This window comes from Pigmentibacter sp. JX0631 (assembly GCF_029873255.1).
Taxonomy (GTDB): Bacteria; Bdellovibrionota_B; Oligoflexia; order Silvanigrellales; family Silvanigrellaceae; genus Silvanigrella.
Genome location: NZ_CP123622.1, coordinates 933,971 through 957,500, shown reverse-complemented (window position 1 = coordinate 957,500; position 23,530 = coordinate 933,971). Strand labels below are relative to the sequence as shown.

The window sequence follows — 23,530 nt, the reverse complement described above, 5'->3', positions numbered from 1 at the left end:
AGCCTTTCATCTTTAGCCCTCACCTCCCGTGAGGGCTTTTTTTGATCTATTTTTCACTAATTTTTGCATAAAATTTGATCTTTGGAAGGCATGTCTAAAAACAAAAAATTCTACTTTAATTCAATTTAAATTTTTTATATTTTTCAGATAAAATTAGATGTATTCCAAAACTTAGTACACAGCAGAGTAACGAAAGAATTAATTCACCTTTCCAGCCAAAGTGATGAAATAAGATACTTCCTAAAAATGAACCTAATGAGAAAAATAAGAATAGTATTGTCACAAAAATTGAATTAATTCGAGAGCGAGCCTTAGTGTCTAATGAATATATTATCGATTGATGTGAAATAAGTGATACTTGAACTCCTAAATCAAAAGTAACAACACCAATGATTAAAACAACAATAGAGTGTTGAAATATAAATAGTAAAAGAAAAGAAAAGAATATCAGAAGAATTGCTATTTTTATATTCAATAATGGACCTATTTTATCAGCATAACGTCCCGCTATTGGAGCTGCTATTGCCCCAGCTGCTCCAGCTAATCCAAATAATCCGATATGACTTGAATTTAAATTGAATGGTGGTTCACTTAAATAAAAAGTAAGTACTGTCCAGAATGAACTAAATATGACGCCAATCAAGCCATGACTAACAACGCTTAATGGTAATATAGAATTTTTAAGAAATATTTTACTCATAGAATGTATTAATTGAAAATATTTTAAGTTTGAATGAGGAATTTGATATGGGATTAATATTGTCACAAAAATAAAAATAATAGAAATAAGAAAAGCTGTAATAAAAAATACTGATTGCCAACTTACATGTTCAGCAAGAAAGCCAGAAAATGTTCTTGAGAGTAATATTCCAAGAAGGAGACCACTCATAACAAAACCAATAGTTTTACCTCTTTCTTGTTCTTTTGCAAGATCTGCCGCTAATGGAACAAAATCTTGTGCCGAAGTAGCAAATAATCCAATAGTCATACTAGCAAAGAAAAACATTAATAGACTTTGGGAGAAACCAGCTAAAAGTAACGTTGATATTAATAATAAAAGTTTTATTTGAATTAATTTTTTTTTGTTTATAATATCACCTAAAGGAACTAAAGTAAATATTCCTAGTGCATATCCTATTTGGGTAAGGGTAATAATTAGGCCTATATCACTAACAGAAGATTGAAATTGTTCTCTTAAAATGGCTAACAATGGTTGACTTAGGTAAATTGTTGAGACACTGATAGCAGTACCAATAGCAAGAGTAAATAAAATCTTTTTTTGCATAATAATTCTCTATTTGTACACAAAATTTACAGATTTTAATCGGAAAAATTTGAGTTTTTTTAAGATAATCTTTGGAAGTGTAATTGAGAATTTTAAAATTTATTCAAATAATATATGGGAATACAATTAGTTAGTAATTTATATTAGTCTAATTTAATTAAATGAAAAGTTAGCAATATTAGTGAAATATTTTTATCTTAAGCTTTTCTTGCTTTATTAATTTGAAATTTTAATTTTGAATTACAAAGTAATTAATTTAATAAAATAATTACTTTCTTTAAAAGAAATTAATTTATAACCAAAAATATCTGAATTCATTTCAGTTTCGCTAATTCCACCTTTGTTGAATTGAATAAACGTTGAAATTGATGATTCAAACCAGCAATTTTCATTTATTTGAATTTTATAATCATTGTGAACATGTCCAGAAAGAATTAATTTTACACAGGAAAATTTGTTGACTAAGTAAAGAAATTCTTCAGAATTATCTAACGGACAATCATCTATAAGAGGAGTGTTCACTGCTACAGGGTGATGATGTAATACTAAAATACATTCTCTATTTTCAGTAGATAATTTAGATAAAATAGTTTTAATTCGCAAAAGCTCGTTTTCATTAATAAAGCCATAGTCTTTTCCTTTGAGGCAAGAATCAATTCCAACTAAAGTAAAATTTGCAACATTTAAAGTATTCAAATATTCAAAATTTGGAAACTGAGAAAATGTTTTCAGCATAGTTTCTTTATCATCATGATTTCCATTTATATAAAAAACCTTTTTATTAAAGTATGCTAAATGATTAGCAATATACTCATATGCCTCGACTGAGCCATCATCGGCTATGTCTCCCGTAAGTAAAAAATAATCAAAATCTTCTTTTAAAGTTGAAAGATGTTTGATCACTTTTTCAAATTGTTCACGAACACTGACTCCATACAATAGTGCATTAGCATGTTTTTTAATATGTGAGTCTGTAATTTGGATAATTTTCATTGTAGTTTTCTCTTGTTGAGGAACTCTTTAAGAGGTTAAAAGTTCATTGTAGTTTATTTTATTTATTAAATCTCATTTGTCTAGAAGTAAATTCCTATTCAAATCAGGTCATTTCGTAAAATGAAAAAATAAAGTAACAGTTTAGTTTCGTATATTTAATTTTAAGTGTCAAGTAATTAAAAAATATATTTAAATTAATAATTTTTCCTAAAAATTAAGTATTCCTAAAAATCTATTTTTCAAGGAGTGTCTCTTCAATCCCATATTTTTGAAATATTTTTTTTAAAATTCCTTTTGCTTTTAATTGGTCAAATAATTTTATAAGTTCTTGATTTTTTATTTTGTTTTTTTCTTTACTTATAATAGAAAGAACATCATTGCTATCAGTGATATTTGAAAGAAAATAATTGTTTTGCATAGTAGGCATAAATTTGGAATAATAAGTAATATAAGTATAAGGTACTACTCCAATATCTCCTCTTTCTAAATCCAGCATTTTTAAAATAGCATCATATGATAGGGTAAATTCAATTTTGAAATTTTTTAGTAAATACTCTTCATCTGAATTAAACTGTGCAAAGCCATAATGAAAACCTCTGATTATAACTAATATTTTATTTTTTAAATTATCAAAATATGTTTGATTAATGTCTTTTCTATTTTTTGCTATATATATTTCTTTGTAATTAGCTATTTTTAATATTTCTTTACCTATGCAGTCTTTCCAAGCCCAATTTATACTTTCCAAAAAAATTAAATCGATAGTATTATTTTTAAACTCAATGCACCTTCTTCTGGAAGATGTTTTATGCAATATAAAATGATAATTAACACTAATTTTATTTAATTCTTCAACAAGATCAGAAAGAATACCATTTTCTCCAACTTTATTACTTAAAGAATTTGTAAAAGGAGGATTAATATTTTCAGTAAATCCAATATTTATTGTTGTTTTTGCAAAACACTGAAATTCAAAAAAAATAACAAAGAATAAAAAAAAATGAATATTTTGTGCAGGTCATAATTACTCTCTTTTTAAAATAACGGTCGCCACATTATTTTAGCAAATAAATTTAATAAGAAAATGGAAGTGATTATTTTTTTGGATAGTATTTTGGTAATTTTAAAATTAGTCTTGAAAGTAATCTAGGTCAATTTTTTTTATTTTATAAACGTCAACTGTTGTGACTCCAGTGTTACTGTCTAGCATATATTCTGCAAGTTGCTTACCATCGATTAAAATTATTTTTGTTTCAATTTGTTCAACGTAACTGCGAGCCTCTTTTGAGAAAAATGAAGTTGTAATAAATACTCCTTATCTAGCTCTAAAACCTTGTAAAGCTCCAGCAAATTTTTGAATTTCTGGTCTACCAATGACAGATTCTTTTTTCCATCTTTTAGCTTGAATATAGATAGTATCAAGACCTAACCTGTCTTCTTTGATAATGCCATCTATACCGCCATCTCCAGAAGTTTGAAAAGCTTCACCGGCTTCTTTGCGTGAACCGCCATATCCCATATTGATAAGCAAATCGACTACCAATTTTTCAAAGAAAAAAGGAGAGCAGTTTTCAATATTAGTTAGCAATTCTGTCATTAATTCGTTGTTTAAAGAGGCATAAGCTCTATCTAAACTTTCTTGTGGTGTAGCTGTAATTTCAGGTAAATTTGTTTCGTTTACATCATCACTTACAGTTTTATAATTCTGCGAAGAGTTAGCATTTCCTTTAAATTCTACAAAACATTCATATCTGCTTAATTCACGAGATGTAATTTCGGAAAGGTTTTCTTTTAATAAATCTTTTCCTTTCTGATTGATAATTACATACCCACGTTCAGGAGAATCAATCAACTCTGCCTTTTTTAAATATGTTTTTGCCCAACCTACTCGGTTGTCAAAAATTGTTTGTGCTCCAGAAGCTAATTTTTCATTTAACTCTTTTTCATTTAAATCAAACTGATTAGCAATAGTACTTCGTATTTCTGAAAGTTGATGTTTTTTTCCATCTGCGAGTAATTTTAAAATGGGAAGCATCATCTGGTGATATTTCGGAATGGACATATTCAAATCCTTTGAATAAAACTGATTTTATAAGAGTATATTACATTATGCTAAAAAACTTTTGATTTCAAGAAAAATTGGTGTGTTTTTGATTTAATTATCTTAATTTATTTTACTACAGTTTTACTTTGCATTTATTAATCCTTTCTTTTTATCCCCCTCCTTCTCCTTCTGCAATAAATAAACACCAAGGATAATAAAGCAAACACCAATTATTTTGCCAATAAATTTTAATGAGTGATAATCATTAGTATCAATAATTACACAGGTTAACATTTGTGCACTAATGGCATAAATAAGGCTTTTTGTAGCACCTAGTTTCATAAATGAATAGCTACTAAGTGCAACCATAAAGACACCAAAAAAACCGCCCAAGTATGCCAGAAAAGGAATTTCGTTCTGATTAGGTATTTTAAACTGAGAGAGACTAAAAAATAAAATTGTTAAAAAAAGAAAACCAACAAAATGATTCACAAACGATGCTTGAAAGGGACCAATATAATTGCTTAATTTTCCATTTATGGCTCTATTTAAACCAATAAAAACTCCATTAAAAAAAGCAAGTAAAACAAAATATAACATTATTTAAACCTAACGACAAAAAATGATAAGCCAGCTTCCTAACAAAATAAAGCTGATAACAAAAATATCATTGCTTTGAAATTTTTTTTTCGCAGTACCAAATATTCCAAATAAATCAGAAAAAATTCCAAAACACACAGAGCCAAGTAACATTAAAGATAAAGTACCAGACAAACCAATTACGCTATTAATAGCAATTGAAGAAAAAATAACGGTACATGCACCTATAATGCCGCCAATGTAATAAAAATAGTAAGTTCTATTTTTCATGATTTGTTTTTCAATTTCTTCTTTTTTCTGCTTTCTAAATAAAAAATATATTAGAATTAAAACTGCAGTAATACTTCCTACTCCATGCGCAACCCATGATGAGTAAAGAGGTGTGGTATATTTTGCTAGAATACCATTTAAGTTGTTCATAACTGCTAAAAGAATACCGCAGATTAAACTAGAAATGACAGGTAAGGAGAGCATTCTTTTTTCCTAAAATTTAAAGTTTTTCACTACATGCATCAAGTAAGTGAAATATTGAAGTAAAATAAACACTAGTCTGTTTATTAAAACCCAGCGCACAGGTTTCTAAACAGGTATAACCCGTCTGGCAATCTTTAGGAACTTGTTCTGGAAAATTTCTTAACGCATTTTTATTTAGCTTTTCATTTGTAAACCCTTTGCTACCAGCAAATCCGCAGCACATTATTTGAGTTGGAACAGTTACTTGCGAAAGACACTGCTGAGCAATAGCAAGTAATTTATCTTGTAAATTTGCATTGGTGACTGAACAGTTGATGTGAAGAAGAGCAGATTCTTGTTTTATTGTTATTTTTAATTTATTTAATTTTGGATATAGAAAATCTATTGGGTTCAAAATATATTCACAAGAAGGGTGTTGTTTTTTTATTTCATAATAGCAACTTAAATTTTCAATTAGAACGCCTTTATTTTTTATTTTGGTGAGAAATGAATTTAATTTATTTGCTGCAATGTCTGGAAATCCCATATTAGTATACATCAACCCACAACATTCATTTGGAAGGCTTAAGATATGTGTTTTATAGTTTAATTTATTTAATATTGAAATAATTTTCTCTGTCATGGAGTGTTTGCTTTTAAACATTTGTCCAGAGCAGGTTGGGTACAAATAAATATCTTCCATTACTTAATTCCTTTGAAATACAAAAAAATTCTTCCCAGAAAAGGAAGCATAAAATGAATTTTACTAATTAAAATTACGAAAGGAGAGAAAAATTTATTTCGATGAATTTTCCTCCACTCCTTAATAACTTGCCCCGTATCGACTTTCACGGGACAGACTATGGCGCACATACTGCTAGCGGCACAGGAATCAGAACCTTTTATTTTAAATTCTTTTAACATTTCTTTTGCTAAACGAATATTTTGTTCTTTTTTAACATGTTCAATTGCCCGCAGTGCAGTTATTCTTTGTCTAGGAGTAAAGGTATATCCTGTAGAAGGGCACACTTGTTCACAGCGTCCGCATTCATTACATTTGTCTAAAAGTGAGTTGATATTTAGTATTGATTTTAAATTTTTAATATGAATTTTTTTATCGGCTGAAATTATAACATTTGGATTTAATAAATGGTTAGGATCAAAAATATTTTTTATTTCATGCATAATTAAGGTAATTTCTTTTCCCCATTCACTTTCTACAAAGGGAGCAATGTTTCTGCCTGTTCCATGTTCTGCTTTTAGAGATCCGTTATATTTTAAAACAATTACAGCAAGTTCTTCCATAAAAAACTGATATTTTTCAATGTCACTTTGTTTATTAAAATTCAACTCTAGTAAAAAGTGTAAGTTACCATCCTTTGCATGTCCAAAGATACAAGAATTTTGCAAGGAGTATTTCTTAAATAAAGAATAGAGGCACGTTATTCCTTCACTAAGATAATTTAATGGAAATGCTATATCTTCAAGTAAACAAATGCTGTTTTGATTTCTTCTGCTTTGAATAATTGGTAATATCGATTTTCTAATCCCCATTATTTCTGCATATTCCTTTTCAAAATAAAAACTAGATTGATAAATAACTGTATCTATTTTTTTAATTATTTTATTAAGAGATGTAATTTTATTTTCTATCTCTTGAAGATGATAGTCACGAATTTCTATAATAAGTATACAAAATTCATCTTTATTTTGCGGATAATCAATTTGGATAAACGGAGTGATTTTACTCCAAACACACTGGAGAGAACGATAGTCTAAAAATTCAAGGGATGAAATGGTTTTTAAATCAAATTGATTGACAAATTCTAAAGCATTTTTGGGACAAGAAAATAGCAATAAAGAAACACTTTTAATAGGTGGATCTTCTACAGTATATAAATCTACTTCTGAAATAAATCCTAATGTTCCTTCAGAACCAACAAATAAGTGGGAAATGATATCGATAGGATCTTGAAAATCTAAAAAGGCATTAACAGAATATCCAACTGTATTTTTTATGGAATATTTTTGTTGAATTTTATTCTTAATTTCTTCACTAGAAATAATTTTTTCATGGAGAGAAACTATTTTGGTTATTAACTCAGGGTTTTGTTTTTTAAATTCACTTCTGAAAAAAGGAGAACTTGTATCGAATATACTGCCATTGCTTAATACGCAGCGAATATCTTTTAAAGTTTTGTAACTGTTTTGTTGTGTTCCGCAGCACATTCCACTGGCATTATTGGCAATGATTCCGCCTATTTTTGCAAAATCACTCGAAGCAGGATCGGGGCCTATTTTTCTTTGAAACATTTTAAGTGCATAATTCGCTTCACTTGCTATGATACCTGGGGAGAGTTTTATGTTAAAACCTTGGTTTTCAACTAAAATTTTTCTCCAATTCCAATTGATAACTAATAGACAAGAGTCTGTAATAGATTGACCTGATAATGAGCTGCCTGCTGCTCGAATTGTTACTGAAATATGGTTTAAATTTGCGCAATAAAAAACCCATTTAACCTGCTCTTCATTTTCTACGAGAATGATAATTTTTGGAACTAGGTAATAGTGACTGGCATCATTTGCATAGGCGTACCTTGAAAGAGGGTCCAATAAGACAAATTGGTGGGGTATTTTTTTCTGAACAGAGCAGGCAAAGTCGCGAAAATTTTTGTCCATATGCGATTAACCTCTCCTTTTGCAATTTCGACAAACCCGAACTTCTGAGCAAAATTATGTTCTAACTTCTTAATTATACAAAAAATATATAAATATCAATGAATTATATTGGTGATAGAAAATCGAGGGAAGAAGGATTTTGGACCTTTCTACTCTTTCTTCTAAAATTATTCTTCGGAAAGTTTCTTGAATTTTGCTTAAATTTAAGATACGAACCCAAAACCGATTTGATAGATGATCGGGTGAGCTTAAAATGAAGGGGGGTGAATGATATGCCAGTAGTTAAAATTAAAGAAGGTGAAACCTTTGAAAGCGCAATGCGCAGATTTAAAAAGCAATGCGAAAAAGCAGGGATCCTTTCTGAAATCCGTAAACGTGAGCATTATGAAAAACCCTCTGTAAAAATTAAGAGAAAACGTATGGCTGCACGCAAACGCGCTCTTAAAAAGCAAAAGAAATTAATGGCTTAATTTCTTAAGTACTTTTTTAAAAGGGAGAGTTGTCTTCACAGCTCTCCTTTTTGCGTTATACTCAAATGCTAAGACCTGCAAATTTACTTTGTGGGGTAATTGTCCTAGTGAGGTTTGTTTGAGACTTCGCAAGCATTCAATTCAAAACCTAATCCAGACCATAAATTTACCAGAGCACCTTCAAAGGTATATTGAAATAAAACGCTCTGGAGGGAATGCTGTTGCCAAATGCGTATTTCATCAAGACTCTTCGCCAAGTATGTACGTATATTCTGAACATTATCACTGCTATGCCTGCAAAGCACACGGCAGTATCATCGACTACGAAATGCATAGAACAGGGCATAGTTTTAGAGAAGTAGTAGAAGCGCTTGCTGGGCAATATCAAATACCATTAGAGTATGAAACAACTGCAGAAGAGAAAAAAAACTCCAAAGAAACAGAACGTTTTGAAAAATTGCAAAAAGATTTAGAAAAAACTTATGAATTTTTCAAAGCAAATAAAAATGAAATATTCCAAAATACACAAAATAATTTATTAAAAAATTACTTTAATTTACCAGTTAATCAACAACTAGATATGTTATTTACTGGAGAAAATAAAAAATATACGGAACATTTTCAATCTAGTTCTTTAATTGATTTTCTACATTATGATTATTCAAATTGCATTGTTTTTCCATTGTATAAAGATAATGGAAAAATTGGTGGTTTTTGTGTTGGAATAAATATAAATACAATTTCCGCTGTAGAAGAGGAATGTCTTGATCCAGTTAATATTCCTGAATTAAAAATAGTAACTCCTTTTCCAAAAAGAACAATTCGTTGTTTAAACTGGCAACAAATTAGATCTATTATTGCGCAACATAAATTGGTTTATGTTGTTAATCATTTTTCTGATTTTAATTATCTTTATAAATTAAATGTGCCAAATGTCATTTTATCATTAGAAAATAATTTAAATGCGGCTATAATTAAAGAAATAACTAATAAAGTTCCAACTGTTGTCAGTGTTGTTACTAACTTTGAAAAAAGCAAACTTTTTCTTTGGAATATATTTAAAGAATCTTTGAATATAAAAGATCTAAATTTTGAAGTTTTAAAATTAAATCCTTTAGAGTCTAGTTCATTAATAGGCCAAATAGAAAAACTGAAATTAAATACTAAAAAATTATGGGAAGAAGTTATTCATAGTTATCTTCAGCAAATTCCTGTAAATAACAGGTTGTTTGAGTTTAATAAAAAAATTCTCCCCTTATTTAGTAAAATTGAAGAACATACAAGAAAAGATGTATTGTTAGAACAAATAGCCCAGAAATTTTTTTCGTCATCAAAAATAATTTTTGCCAAAAACTATATGCTTGATAATAGCTATAATGATAAAAGAAACGCGCAAATTATTGAACAACAAAAGTCCGATTTTGTATCTGAAACTGTTTCTTTAAAAAAACAAGATATTAAAATTCTTGCCGAAGAAAAAGAGATTAATGAAAAAGAAATAGAACATGATCAAGAGTATTTAGAAAAAACAATTCAATTTTATCATAAAATTTTATTTTCTACTTTCCCATATGCTTTAGAGGCTAAAAAATATTTAGAGCAAAGAGGGTTTACTATTGAATTAATGCAAAAATGGAAATTAGGATTATGTCCAGCGTCCCATGAACTTTCGAGAAAGATAGAAAATCGCTCTGTACCTTCAGAACCTCTTTTAAAATTAGGTTTAGTAAAGGAAAGTAAGTTAAAAAATGGATACTATGATTTTTTTCATGATAGAATTATTATTCCTATTTATGGTCATAGTGGTGAACCTGTTGCTTTATCAGGTAGAATATTTTCTTCGCAAAATCGCTCTAAAAACTTAAACATTCCAAAGTATATTAATTCATCAGAGTCAAAATTATTTGCCAAATCAAAAATTTTATTCAATTTTCATGCAGCGATGCAAGCCATTGTTACGTATGGATATGTACTTGTGGTTGAAGGATATATGGATTGTATTTCCTTGGTAAATAAGGGTTTTTCAAACACTGTTGCCGTAATGGGAACAAGTTTAACAACATTTCATTTAGACGTCCTTGCGAAAGTAACAAAGCGCATTATATTATGTTTTGATTCCGATAATGCTGGATTTCAAGCGGCAAAGCGAACTTTTGCGACAGTCTATCCAACTAAAAATATTGATGTTGAATTTCTCGCAGTTCCTGATGGTAAAGATCCAGATGAGTTTCTGAAAAACTATGGTGCAGGAGAATTTCAGAAATTGATTGAAAAAACTGTTCCCCTTGTAAATCAAATTGCTGAATGGCTGTTTACTGAAGCCAGAGAAGATCTTGAGGTTTTTCTAAGACTTCTAAAACAACAAATGCTCCCTATAATCTTTCAACATCCTGATATTGGGGTGCAAAATGAAGCTTTGCATTTTTTGTGTGACAAGTACTTAAAAAATATATATCCTGAAGACTTAAGAAAAGAACAGAAAGGGTTGCTTCCAACGGGGCAAAAACAGGTTAATAATAAAAATTTGCAGAATGATTTTGATAGTTTTCAATCTATTGTATGGCCTGCATTAACAACAACCGAAGTAAAACTTTTACTTTCTTTACTTCATGCCAAATTTTCTGAACTTCCTTTGCGCTTGCAAAATGTGGCTTTAGAAAAAGACAGTGAGATTGAGGTGAATGAAAGGATATGCGCCTTAGCTATTACTCACCAAATGAGTAAAATAAGTTTTTCAGTTTACTTGGAGTTCCTATCTGCTATGGTGGAAAATCAACACATTTCATTGCTTGAACTCAGCAAGTCGAATGAAATTCAATTTTCTGCAGAAGCTAAATTTGTTATTGCCTATGTTAACTCAGATGTTCACATTTTATATCAATATAAAATGGAGGAATTATTAAAAGAAAGCTTGCCAGGTAACGTGTCCATGATATCATTTAAGAATATTTGGGATTTAAAAAATTCTGGTTTTTTGAGGTTTCAGTTGCGAAACATTCGACTTTCTGCACAAAGAGGTGTCATAACGGCATTTATTGCTGAAGCTTTACTTCAATTGGAACTTGAATATATTGACAATGCGCTTAAAGCTTTTTCGAGTTTCCATTTTGATAATGAAATAGACGAACAATTTCATGATCTTGTCACTGAGCGTTCAAGACGAATCAAGGAATTCGGTTCTTTTGCTAATTTTAGTTTGCAATAACGCAAAAAGTATTTCAATGTATCCACTTTGTGTGAATGTTACGCTGCTGGATTGGTCTTTTGTTTTGTGATTCTTGGGGGTTTTTAATATATGACGAGTTCCAAGTCAAAGTCTGCAACAGTTGGTGGTCAGAAACGTGTATCTGAGTCCGCTCAAAAAGAAAAATCCGCAAGTTCAAAGTTGGGAGCTCAGGCGGGCAAAAAAAGCGAAAAGCCTTCCGCTAAAACGCAAAATACTTCAAAACCTTCTGAACTTAAAGCTGGAAAAAAAGAAAATCAGTCTAGTACGAAAAAACAGTCTCAACCAAAAACTAATGAGCATCAGGAAAAAAAGGATGAGCATACTTCTTCTGATAAAGATTCAAAAAAATCTTCTGCCCCAAAGGTGGAAAAAGAAGCAAAACCTTCTATAAACAGGTCTGCTCATGAGCACAAATCAAGTGGGCATGAGAAAGATAAATTATTAACTTCTAAGGTAGAAAAAAGTATTAAAGATCTTATGGTTACGAAAAAAACAACGCAACAAAATTTAGACGATTCCACTCATTCTCAGTCCGCTAAAAAAGATAGTGCAAAAACTACTGCTAAAGCTGTGGTAAGTAAAATTGCAGTGACTGCTAAAACTCCTGAAGGCAAACCTATTGTCATCAAAAAGAAAGCTGAGAAAGAAGCTACTGTTGCTCCTATTGCGCATGCAGCTGATGATGAAAGAAAATTGGCTCATTCTGCGCATTTAGAAACTATTAAGCACAAAGCAAAAACATCAGCTTCCGTCACTGAGGCCGTGAAAGCAACTTCTAGTAAAGATAAAAGAAGTGCTCCTAAATCGGTTGCCCCTGAGAAAACTGAAAAAGTTGCAGCTCCAAATGCAAAAAAAGAAGCTAAAGTAACCAGTAGTGATGATCTTTCCGATGAAAAAATAGAGACAAAGGCCGTTAAAAAGAAAGAGCAACCTAATAAAATAGAAGGTGGAAAAAAAGCAGGTAAAGCTAAAAATGGCAAAGGAGCTGATGGCGAAGAAGAAGAAGGCTTTGAAGAAGCTACTTTAGACGAAGAGCCCGATGAATTTAACATGGAAGAAGACGACGATCTTCTTGGCGACGTTGATCTCGATGCTGACGATGCAACAGCTTTACCTGAAGATGATTTTCTTGCAGCTGAAGAATTTGGTGCCGATCTTGGCGGCGAAGAAGAAGAACTCGACGCTTCTGCGCGCAGCAATGATCCTGTGCGTGTTTATCTCAGAAAAATGGGACAAGTAGCTTTACTCTCCCGTGACGGTGAAGTTGAGATAGCAAAGAAAATTGAAAATGAAGAAAATAAGCTCCTAGAACATCTTGTGTCCTTACGCATTGGTATCAACCATATGTGTGATATTGGACAGAAGTTTATTGATGGCATTATTAAAGCTAAAAATTTAGTTAAGGGCTTTGATGACGAGCAAGATCAAGCTAACGACGAAGGCCAATCCCAACGGGTTCGAGTGTTGGTTGAAAGCTTTATGAAACTGGCAAAAACTGTCATTGAAATTGAAGATAAATATGGCTTGCAAGGACTAGATAAATTATCTTCCCATGAGCGCGAAATATTAGTTGAATCCCGCAATCAAATGTTTGAAATTGTCAAAGAAATTAATATCAATCGCCGTATCATTCAACAAATTGTGACAGAGCTTGATACGCATGCAAAAATTGTTTCCGACTGCATGAAGGAAATCAATAAAGTTAAAGTTAGAACCCGTTTAGATGAAGCGCGTTTGTCAGCATATTGTAACTCAAATGCAACAAGACCAATAGAAGTAAATTTCTTAACTGAAAGAGATTGGGAAAACTTTAAGGCGACTTATTTATCAGCCCATAATTCTATTTTGCTGAGTGAACAAGCTTGTTTCCTTAGTCGTAGTGAAATTGCAATTAAGTACCAAGTTATTAGCAATGCAAATCGTTTTGCCGAAGAAGCAAAACGTGAACTCATTGAAGCAAACTTAAGATTAGTTGTTTCTATAGCAAAAAAATACATGAACCGTGGATTACAGTTTTTGGATCTCATCCAAGAAGGTAACATCGGTTTAATGAAAGCAGTGGAAAAGTTTGAATACCGCCGTGGGTATAAGTTTAGTACTTATGCAACTTGGTGGATCCGCCAAGCTATAACACGCGCTATTGCAGACCAAGCAAGAACAATTCGTATCCCAGTACACATGATAGAAACCATCAACAAAATGGTACGAACAAGTCGCCAGTTGGTGCAAGAAATGGGGCGTGAACCTACCCCTGAAGAAATTGCACAACGCATGGATATGAGTATTGAAAAAGTACGCAAGGTTATGAAAATTGCCCGCGAACCAATTTCTTTGGAAGCCCCAATTGGCGAAGAAGAAGATAATCACTACGGAGATTTTCTTGAGGATAAAGCACATGGAGCACCAATTGATATTGTAGCAAACCAAAGTTTGTCCGAACAAACTAAGAAAGTTCTTGCAACTTTAACTTCCAGGGAAGAAAAAGTATTGCGCATGCGCTTTGGTATTGGTGAAAAAACGGATCACACTTTGGAAGAAGTGGGACAAAGTTTTGATGTAACCCGTGAACGTATCCGCCAAATTGAAGCAAAAGCGTTAAGAAAATTACGTCATCCAAGTCGTTCTAAAAAACTAAAAGCCTTTATCGAAAGCTAAAGGTTTACAATTTTTTTCGATAAATATTTTGATAGGAGATAAAAAAACAGATCTCCTATTTTTTTTATATATATTGAAAATGTTTTGATTTATTTTTATTCTTTAACTTACCAAAATATATTATTAAATACATATTTTTCAGTATATTTATAATCATTAGTAATAAAATGTTTTATGTGATACCCTCCGTTGGCTTTGTTGGGTTATGATTTTGAAATAAATTTAATTCTAGAAGCATTTTTTAACCAAAATTAATAAATATAATTAAAAATTGAGGAAAATGTGCTTTCTCTAAAAGAATTTATCGTAAAAAATTCCAGAAAAAAAGCCATAATTTTTATTTTAATTATCTTTATTATTCTATCTTTTGTTTATTTTTTAGTGTCTTGGGTTGTGTATTTCAAGATACCAAATATTATTATTTCTTCATTAAAAGTTGGACTAAGAAACTCAATTATTGTTGGAGACCGTTTTTTAATTGAAAAAGAATTTGTGTCTTTGATTCAAAGTAAAGAGCTATCAGAAATTAGTCTGTTTGTCTTAAATAAAAATAATGAGGAAGTGGAAATAAGTTCTTATGGAAATGGTCTTTTTAGAAAGAAGAATTTAATTTATTTGACTAAAAATGTAATATTTAGTGACAAGATGTATACTTCGCAAAAAATGGAAATTGAATATAATAACAAAATAATAGCAAACTTATACTTTGCAAAAGAACTAAAGTTAAGTGCTTTGCTATCAATTTACTTTTCTTTGATTATATTTGTTATTTTCTTGTTTTATATCATAAATAGGCAAATTAAAAATCTATATAGTAAAATTTCTTTACCTATTTATACCCTAGAAAAGTCGCTTACAACAAATAAAACGTCTTTAGATACTAATGAATTACAGTTTTATGAGTTTTACAATTTATTTAATCAGATACTTCACTATCAAAATGAAGTTAAAATTGCAGAAAAAAATGAAGTTAAAATTGCAGAATTATCAGCAGTCACTACTACCATTCAAATGCTAGCGCATGACTTGCGGCAACCCTTTTCAAAAGTAAAAATAATTTTATCTATCTTAAATAACACTAAAAATTTAGAAGAAATTAAAAGTATACTACCAAATATCACTGAATCCACTAATAAAGACTTGTCTAAAATAGAGTTTTTCTTAAATGATATTATGACTTTAGGTAGGGAAATTACTTTGAGCAAAAAAAATATTTGTATTCGCAGACTTATTTTATCTTGTTTAAAGACATGTTTTGATACGAATAAAAAAATTGATGTTCAGATTGAAACGCTTTTTACTCATGAATACAAATTAAATGTTGATTATGAAAAAATGGAAAGAGTTTTAATCAATATTATATCGAATGCTTTGGAATCAATGAAAGGTGGAAGGGGTAAATTATGGGTCACAACAACAGAAGTCATACAACCGCAATTGCCAGAATATCTTGAATTGACAATAGGAAATTCTAATTCTTTTATCCCCACAGAAGAAACAGAAAAAATTTTTGAACTATTTTTTACAAAAGGAAAAGCGAAAGGTACAGGTTTAGGTTTAGCTATTGTTAAAAAAATAATTACTGAACATCAGGGACAAATATTTTGTCACTCTAGCCAAGAAAAAGGTGTTGAATTTAAAATACAACTTCCTATTGCAAGAAATGAAGCCGATAATGAAAAATTAAAAATTCCATACAGCAACATATTTTTCAGGGAAATAGACATTATTGATTATAATATAAGATGTGATAATGATCATAAATTTATCTTGAAAGAAATTGCAGATACATTTGAAAAAAATAGTTCTCTTATCATTAATATGATTGTTTTAGATGATGATGTCAGTTACTTAAACCACTTAAAGTCTTTTGAAAATGAAATGCAGCCTTTTATAAGGAATATTAATATAACCTATACAACTAGTATTGAAGTGGTAAAAAACGAAATAAAATTAAATAAATTGCATCTTTATATTATTGATATTGATTTAAACGACGAAAATTATAATGGTCTAGATATTATTGAGCTGATAGAAGATAAATCCAAATTAAAAACTTGTATTCATACAAATCGGTTTTTAGAAAGTGATGTCAATAGAATTAAAGAAAAAAGTAAGGCTGATTTTATTTTACTAAAGCCAATGAATATTTATGGCTACTTAAAAGTATTAAAAGCGACGTTAGATTCTTTAATAGTTAAGTAAATATTTGAATATGTAAAGTTGGAGTTGGATTTTATGTTTTTGGATTTGTTGGTTTGATGAAGGAATAGATAAGTTACTTCGGTTGGGTTTTTGATAAATTATTGCAATCCATAGATTGTTTTATATTTATAACTCATTCAAACCCCACCATATAAATACATCTACCGTCAAGAGATTCGCTAAAGTCGTTTAAACAAGCATATGATGGTATTGATAGTAATAATAGCATAATAGAAAAGTATTTCATAAATCACCTTAATATTTAATTAAATATTTTATATAGATTGCTAAGAAAAATATATAAAATATTATATTGTTTTACTTTAGACAGAAGTGCTAACTGTAGTAACCGTAATTAGCATAATAAATTAATTAAAATATTTCTACTAATTTATTAAAAATTAATTATCACCATAACCATTATGTTAAAATAAATAAATTCTTATTGAATTTATTTTGTTTTTTGATATTAACAAAAAGTTACATTTAGTAATTTTTTTACTATTTTCAAAGAAATTTGAATATATAGCCTAAAGGAGTATTTTACTATTAAACAGTTAAAATATTTATCCTATATTATACAATATTTTTATATTACTTCTTTGTATGCAAAAAAAGAATTCAACATAAGGATATACAATTGTGATACTTTACCATATAACCATTCAGCTTCTAGCAAAGTTAAAGATATAATATATCCGCAAATATTAGACACTTTAGTCGAAATAAAAAATGGATCTATAGAACCGAAAGTTTTAAAAAACGCATATTTTGATTTTGCAACCCAAGAATATGTTCTTGAAATGCATAAAAACACTAAATTCCATAATAACCGTCTAGCTACTTTAGATGATTTAGAATTTTCTTTATTAAGAGAGTATTACACATTTGGCAAAGAAAGAGGAGCTGGTATTTTAGGTTCAATTATTGGCATAGAAAAAATTGGTGAATTAAGGCTAAAAAAATATAAGAAAGGTATTGTTGAAGGAATAAAACAGGAGCCACCAAATATTTTAAGAATTAAGCTTGCTGCCCCTGATCCAGATTTTTTATTTAATTTAGCAAACTGGACATTGTCATTGGTACCCATTGAAGAATTTACTGATATTTACTTCGAGTGGAAAAGATACCCAATTGGGACTGGCAGTTACAAAGTAGTTGAGCCTGGATATCAAGGTGGAGTATTAAAGTTAATTAATTTTAAACCTTCTAATTTCAATGCTCCAGAGTTGATAAATATTTTTACAAATTATTTTCCTAGTGTTGAATATGATTTAGAGCAAAATTTGTTATCGCAAAAATTTAAAATATATAAGAATAAATATCAATTCAGGCAATATAGCCTTACTTTTGTTAATGCGAATGAGTTAAGTAAAAATTATAATTTTAGAAAATTAATACAATTAGTAATAGATAAAAAAAAATTAGAACACATTGCTTTGAGACATAAAGAAATAAAATCTTTAGTAAATAAGTCTTGGTTTGAAAAGGAGGTAAAGCAAGAAGAAAAATTGAAGCATATCAAAAGATATTTAGAAAAAATACCAGTTGAATTAATGCAAAAGGAATGGTTTATTTCTGTATATTCTGGCGCAAAAAATTTATCTGAAGAAAAGCAAAATATAGTAAATGAATTAATATCCCAATTAAAAGAGTACGGATTTAATATAAAGTATAAAATATTTAATACTCAAAATTTACCAAAAGATATTGCAGTGAAAACTATTTTTGACTTAAGTTACTATAAAGTAAATAGCTTTGATTATCTATATAAGTATTTAAGATTGACAAAAAATTCAGAAGACATTTATAGTAAACCTGAATATGATGCTACCTTAGAAGAATTGTATAAAAAAGCATTACATGCTGAAAATCGAGATATAAAATTTAAATATATAAATGAACTTGACAACTATGTCACTGAAAAGGCTTATTGGATTCCTTTATTGGAGTCTGAGGTGGAATATTATTACAATCCAAAAACAATTGAGAAACTTAGCAGTGATAATGATTTTCTGTATTTAAAATTTGAAGATATTGTATTAAAAAATTGAAATTTTTGTGGCTAAAAGTTTCATTAATAGAGTGAAGATTCCAATGCAAACTTTATTTAGTTTGGATTAGATTATTTTTAAAGAGTATTAAAATTACTTTAAAATATAGGAGAATTTTATGAAATTTAAAATACTTATTATAGCTATAAGTATTTTTTTTACTAACTATACTTTAGCGAAAAATGTTCTAAATATTATGGTACATAATTGTGACAAAATTCCATATGAATTTGATGCGCCATCAAATGTAAAAGATATTGTTTATTTTCAAGTTTTAAACTCTTTATTAGAAGTAAAAAATGGTGTACTACAGCCAAAATTATTAAAAAATGCATATTATGACTATCAAAATAAAGAATATATTTTAGAAATGCATACAAAAACGTTTTTCCACAACGGTAGGCTTGCTACTTTAGATGACTTAGAATTTTCAATTCTAAAATATTACTTTGCTTTTTTAAATAAAGGATCGGGTCTAGAAAATATTTTGGGAATTAATAAAATTGCTGAATTAAAATTAAAAAAGTTTCAAAGGGGTGTCGTCGAAGGAATAAAGCAAGAATTTCCAAATAAATTAAAAATAAAATTAGAAACACCTGATCCAGATTTTCTGTATAAATTTACTGAATGGAAATCTTCTTTGGTTCCAATTGAAGAAATGCAGGATAATTACATGGATTGGAAAACTTATCCAATCGGTGCTGGTCCTTTTAAAGTTACTCCATCTGGATTTCAAAATGGTTTACTACAATTAAAAAAATATGATCAAACAATAATTACTCCTGTTGATAAAATAAATATATATACAAAGTTTACTAGAAATGTAGAATACGACATAAGTATTAATGATATTCATAAAGGCTTTAAGGAATTTTACAATAAAATTCAACCTTATCAACTTGGGATAACGTTTATCAATGCCAATGAACTCGGGAATAATATAAATTTTAGAAAATTTGTGCAGGCTGCAATAAATAGCAAAGACTTAGAAAAAATTTCAAAGGTTTTTAGGTCAGTATATGTAGATATGAATCAAATACACAATGAAACTAGTACTTGGGGAACAAAATATTACACAACTTTTTATAACCCGGAATTAGCAAAAGAATATTTTGAAAAAATACCCAAACATTTGCTAAACAAAGAATGGTTAGTGACTATTTTTTCTGGGACTAATGAAATTCCTAGTGATAGAAAATATATTTGTGCTGAAATTAAAAAAATTCTAGAAAGTTATGGTTTCAAAATTAAATTCGCTACATTCAGTCAACAAATTATTCCAAAAAAATTAGCAGATAGTGCAGTTTTTGATGTAGGATTATATAGGCATTTACCTTTTGAATATTTGACTAAATATACTCGTTTACTGAAAGATAGTCGAGATATTTATCCCAGACCTTTGTTTGATCCTGTACTTGAAAATTTTTATGCTGATGCCACAAAAGCTAAAACAAGAGAGGAAAAATACTTACAAGTAAATAAATTAAGTAACTATATCCATGAAAAAGGATATTGGATTCCTTTATTAGAAGGTGGAAATAATATAAATTTTAACCCAAAAACCATAAAAAAATTAAGTGAAAATGAAGATGATTTATTGTTTTTAAAAGTTGATGAAATAGTTTTTGTTAAGTGAAATTTTTTAATCTATTTAATGGAATATAGAAGTTCAAACTAGTACTGATAAAAATAAGAAGTATCAAAGGAAATTTTTTCATCGAATGTAAAATTTTTAGTTATGTTATATAGGAGAATTATATGAAATTTAAAATACTTATTTTTACTATGAGTATTTTTTTTACTTGCTATGGTATAGCTAAAAATGTTTTAAATATTATGATTTATGATTGTGATAGAATTCCTTATGAATCTGATGCTACAGCAAATGTAAAAGATATTATTTACGTTCAAGTTTTAAGTTCTTTATTAGAAATAAAGAATGGTGTACTACACCCTAAATTACTCAAAAATGCCTATTATGACTATCAAAATGAAGAATATGTCTTAGAAATGCATGAAAAAACGTATTTCCACAATAGCAGGCTTGCTACATTAGATGATTTGGAGTTTTCGATACTTCGTTATGACTATGCTTTATTAAATAAAGGAACTGAACTTAAAAATATTTTAGGAATTAATAAAATTTCTGAATTAAAATTAAAAAAATATCAAAGGGGTGTTATTGATGGTATAAAACAAGAATTGCCAAATAAATTAAGAATAAAATTAGCAGATCCAGATCCCGATTTTCTCTATAAGTTTTTACATTGGAATTATTCATTAGTAGCTATTGAGGAGTTGCAAGACAATTTTATGAATTGGAAAACTTACCCTATCGGTGCTGGTCCTTTTAAAGTTAATCCACCTGGATTTCAAAATGGTATACTACAGTTAAAGAAATTCGAAGAAACGTTTCAAACAGAGGTTGATGAAGTAAACATACATACGAAGTTGGTCAAAAATGTAGAATTTGATATTAGTATAAATGGAGTTTATCCGGGTTTTAAAGAATTTTACACTGAAACTCCATTTTTTCAACTTGCAATAAATTTTATCAATGCCAATGAACTTGGGAATAATATAAATTTTAGAAAATTTGTGCAGTCAGCGATAAGTAGTAGAGAATTAGAAAAAATTTCAAATACATTTAACTCAGTATATCTTGATACTAAGCAGGGAAATAATGGGAATGAAATATGGGGAACAAAACATTACTCATCATTTTATAATCCCAAATTAGCGAAACAATATTATGAAAAAATACCCAAACATTTACGAAACAAAGAATGGTTAGTGACTGTGTTTTCAGGAACTAATGAAATTCCGAAGGATAAAGTACCTTATTATTCTGAAATAAAAAAAATTCTAACTAACTATGGTTTTAAAATGAAATTCGCTATATTCAATCAACAATTTCTTCCAAAAGAATTAGCAGAAAAAGCAGCCTTTGATATGGATTATTATATGGTTTTTCCAGATGAGTATTTATCAAAATATTCACGTCTTATGCATAATTATCCTGATATTTATCCCAAGCCTTTGTATGATCCTGTGCTTGAAAAATTATATGATAATGCCACAAAAGCTAAAAGTAGAGAGGAAAAATATTTATTAGTAAATAAATTAAGTAATTATATTCATGAAAAAGCATATAGGATACCTTTACTAGAACGAGGTAATAATATCAACTATAATCCTAAAACTATAAAAAAATTAAGTGAAAATGAAAATGAATTACTATCTTTAAAAGTTGATGAAATAGTCTTTGTTAAGTGAAATATTATTATGCATTGTACAGCAAAGTTACAGGAGGAACTTGTATGTTAATTAAAGTATTTATGCTAATTATAAGCATTATTTTTTCAAGTGCTATTTTTGCAAAAAATTCTATCAATATTATGATTTACAATTGTAATTATTTACCCTATGAATTTCATGCGCCCAATGAAGCGAAAGAAACTGTTTATACTCAAGTTTTAGGATCATTACTAGAATTAAAAAATGGTGAAATTCAGCCTAAAATATTGCAAGCGGGTTATTTTGATTATAAAAATAATGAATATATTTTAGAAATGAAGGAAAATACTTACTTTCATAACAACAGGAAAGCCACACTAGATGATTTAGAATTTTCATTACTTCGCTATTATTATGTTGCTGTAAATGAAAATGAAGCAAATGATGGCTATTTAGGCAATATAGTAGGAATCAATAGAATTTCAGATTTAAAGTTAAAAAATTACCAAAGAGGTGCTATTGAAGGAATTAAGCAAGAATTTCCTAATAAATTAAAAATAAAATTTAGCACTCCAGATCCCGATTTTCTATATAAATTAACTGATTGGAATTTATCTTTAGTGCCAATGGAAGAGTTAGCTAATAATTTAATTGATTGGAAAAAATATCCTGTTGGAGCGGGCCCATATAAAGTTGTTGATCCTGGATTTAAGAATGGCAGTATGCAATTAAAAAAGTTTGACTCTTCATTAATAAATTCAATCGATGAAGTTAATATTTATACTGTTCTAACTAAAGAAATAGAATATGATATCAGTATTGCAAATGTACACCCTAATTTTAAATCTTTTTATACTAAAGATCCTGTTCTGCAAATAGGTCTAACATTTATGAATGCAAATGAATTAGGAAATAATATTAACTTTCGTAAATTTATTCAAGCGGCAATAAATAGTAGTGATTTAGAAAAGCATTCTACAGTTTATAAATCTGTAAACTTAAATGCAGATACTAAAGAAACAGGAAATAATATCTGGGGAACAAAACATTTTAAACTCGATCATAATCCTAATTTAGTAAAATATTATTTTAATAAAATTCCAAAAAATTTGCGTAAGAAAGAATGGATTGGGACAGTTTATTCAGGTAATGGTGAAATTCCTCCTGAAAAAGCAAAAATATTGGTAGAAATAAAAAAAGTGTTAGCAAGCTATGGCTTTAAAATTAAATTTGTGACATTTGATCAGCAGTATGTTCCAAAAGAACTCGCAGAAAAAGCAGCGTTTGATTTTGGTTTTTATAGAGTTGAACCGCATGAATATTTATATAGATTTGCAAGACTCTTACAAAGTTCTCCGGATATCTATCCTAGACCATTATACGACCCTGTTCTTGAAAGTCTTTATGAAAATGCGGTAAAAGCAAATACAAGAGAAGAAAAATTTTTAATGGTAAATAAATTAAATGACTATATTCATGAAAAGGTATATTGGATGCCATTATTAGAAAGCGGCAAAGGGATTCATTATAATCCTAAAACTGTAGAAAAATCAAGCGAAAATGTAACTGACTTATTGTTTTTAAAAGTTGATGAAGTTGTCTTAGTTAAAAATTAGTTCATTTTTGAGG

15 protein-coding genes, 1 rRNA gene and 1 pseudogene (1 of these 17 only partly in view) are annotated in these 23,530 nt (G+C 28.9%); 9 read left to right on the top strand and 8 right to left on the bottom strand.

Features of this window, described 5'->3' with window-relative positions:
• Positions 1–5, top strand: a 5S ribosomal RNA gene (gene rrf, locus QEJ31_RS04120) (it extends 110 nt beyond the left edge of the window).
• Positions 6–115: 110 nt separating this feature from the next.
• Here rrf and QEJ31_RS04115 read toward each other — a convergent pair.
• The 8 genes and pseudogenes from QEJ31_RS04115 to QEJ31_RS04080 form a co-directional block, all read right to left on the bottom strand.
• A complete protein-coding gene (locus QEJ31_RS04115) occupies positions 116–1,285 on the bottom strand; it encodes an MFS transporter (RefSeq protein ID WP_280592509.1) in 1,170 nt (389 codons plus the stop codon).
• 240 nt (positions 1,286–1,525) lie between these two features.
• Positions 1,526–2,278, bottom strand: coding sequence for a metallophosphoesterase (locus QEJ31_RS04110; RefSeq protein ID WP_280592508.1), 753 nt, complete (start codon positions 2,276–2,278; stop codon positions 1,526–1,528).
• Between the two features lie 232 nt (positions 2,279–2,510).
• Entirely contained in the window at positions 2,511–3,026 is a 516-nt protein-coding gene (locus tag QEJ31_RS04105; RefSeq protein WP_280592507.1) for a hypothetical protein, read from the bottom strand.
• Between the two features lie 381 nt (positions 3,027–3,407).
• Positions 3,408–4,313 (bottom strand): annotated as a pseudogene (locus tag QEJ31_RS04100) (restriction endonuclease).
• 150 nt (positions 4,314–4,463) lie between these two features.
• Positions 4,464–4,922, bottom strand: coding sequence for a DMT family transporter (locus QEJ31_RS04095; RefSeq protein ID WP_280592506.1), 459 nt, complete (start codon positions 4,920–4,922; stop codon positions 4,464–4,466).
• A 9-nt stretch (positions 4,923–4,931) separates the two neighbouring features.
• Positions 4,932–5,396: a DMT family transporter gene (locus QEJ31_RS04090; protein WP_280592505.1), complete on the bottom strand. Its 465-nt coding sequence runs from the start codon at positions 5,394–5,396 to the stop codon at positions 4,932–4,934.
• Between the two features lie 16 nt (positions 5,397–5,412).
• Positions 5,413–6,078: a (Fe-S)-binding protein gene (locus QEJ31_RS04085; RefSeq protein WP_280592504.1), complete on the bottom strand. Its 666-nt coding sequence runs from the start codon at positions 6,076–6,078 to the stop codon at positions 5,413–5,415.
• The gene (locus QEJ31_RS04080; RefSeq protein WP_280592503.1) at positions 6,078–8,054 is read right to left on the bottom strand and encodes an FAD-binding and (Fe-S)-binding domain-containing protein; all 1,977 of its coding nucleotides are present in this window, start codon (positions 8,052–8,054) and stop codon (positions 6,078–6,080) included. The genes QEJ31_RS04085 and QEJ31_RS04080 overlap by 1 nt, the downstream gene beginning before the upstream one ends.
• Before the next feature lie 272 nt (positions 8,055–8,326).
• Between QEJ31_RS04080 and rpsU the strand changes: the two genes are divergently transcribed.
• The 8 genes from rpsU to QEJ31_RS04040 all read left to right on the top strand — a co-directional run bounded on the left by rpsU (position 8,327) and on the right by QEJ31_RS04040 (position 23,517).
• A complete protein-coding gene (rpsU, locus tag QEJ31_RS04075; RefSeq protein WP_148698276.1) occupies positions 8,327–8,524 on the top strand; it encodes a 30S ribosomal protein S21 in 198 nt (65 codons plus the stop codon).
• 118 nt (positions 8,525–8,642) lie between these two features.
• A complete protein-coding gene (locus QEJ31_RS04070) occupies positions 8,643–11,729 on the top strand; it encodes a toprim domain-containing protein (protein ID WP_280592502.1) in 3,087 nt (1,028 codons plus the stop codon).
• Between the two features lie 90 nt (positions 11,730–11,819).
• Positions 11,820–14,405 (top strand): RNA polymerase sigma factor RpoD, encoded by a 2,586-nt coding sequence (gene rpoD, locus QEJ31_RS15740; protein ID WP_348524544.1) that lies wholly within the window; start codon positions 11,820–11,822, stop codon positions 14,403–14,405.
• 282 nt (positions 14,406–14,687) lie between these two features.
• Entirely contained in the window at positions 14,688–16,610 is a 1,923-nt protein-coding gene (locus QEJ31_RS04060) for a HAMP domain-containing sensor histidine kinase (RefSeq protein ID WP_280592501.1), read from the top strand.
• A gap of 602 nt (positions 16,611–17,212) precedes the next feature.
• Positions 17,213–18,664: a hypothetical protein gene (locus QEJ31_RS04055; protein ID WP_280592500.1), complete on the top strand. Its 1,452-nt coding sequence runs from the start codon at positions 17,213–17,215 to the stop codon at positions 18,662–18,664.
• A 118-nt stretch (positions 18,665–18,782) separates the two neighbouring features.
• Positions 18,783–20,300, top strand: a complete 1,518-nt coding sequence (locus QEJ31_RS04050; protein ID WP_280592499.1) for an ABC transporter substrate-binding protein — start codon at positions 18,783–18,785, stop codon at positions 20,298–20,300.
• Between the two features lie 122 nt (positions 20,301–20,422).
• Positions 20,423–21,940: a hypothetical protein gene (locus QEJ31_RS04045; RefSeq protein WP_280592498.1), complete on the top strand. Its 1,518-nt coding sequence runs from the start codon at positions 20,423–20,425 to the stop codon at positions 21,938–21,940.
• Positions 21,941–21,984: 44 nt separating this feature from the next.
• Entirely contained in the window at positions 21,985–23,517 is a 1,533-nt protein-coding gene (locus QEJ31_RS04040; protein ID WP_280592497.1) for an ABC transporter substrate-binding protein, read from the top strand.
• The last annotated feature ends 13 nt before the right edge of the window (positions 23,518–23,530 follow it).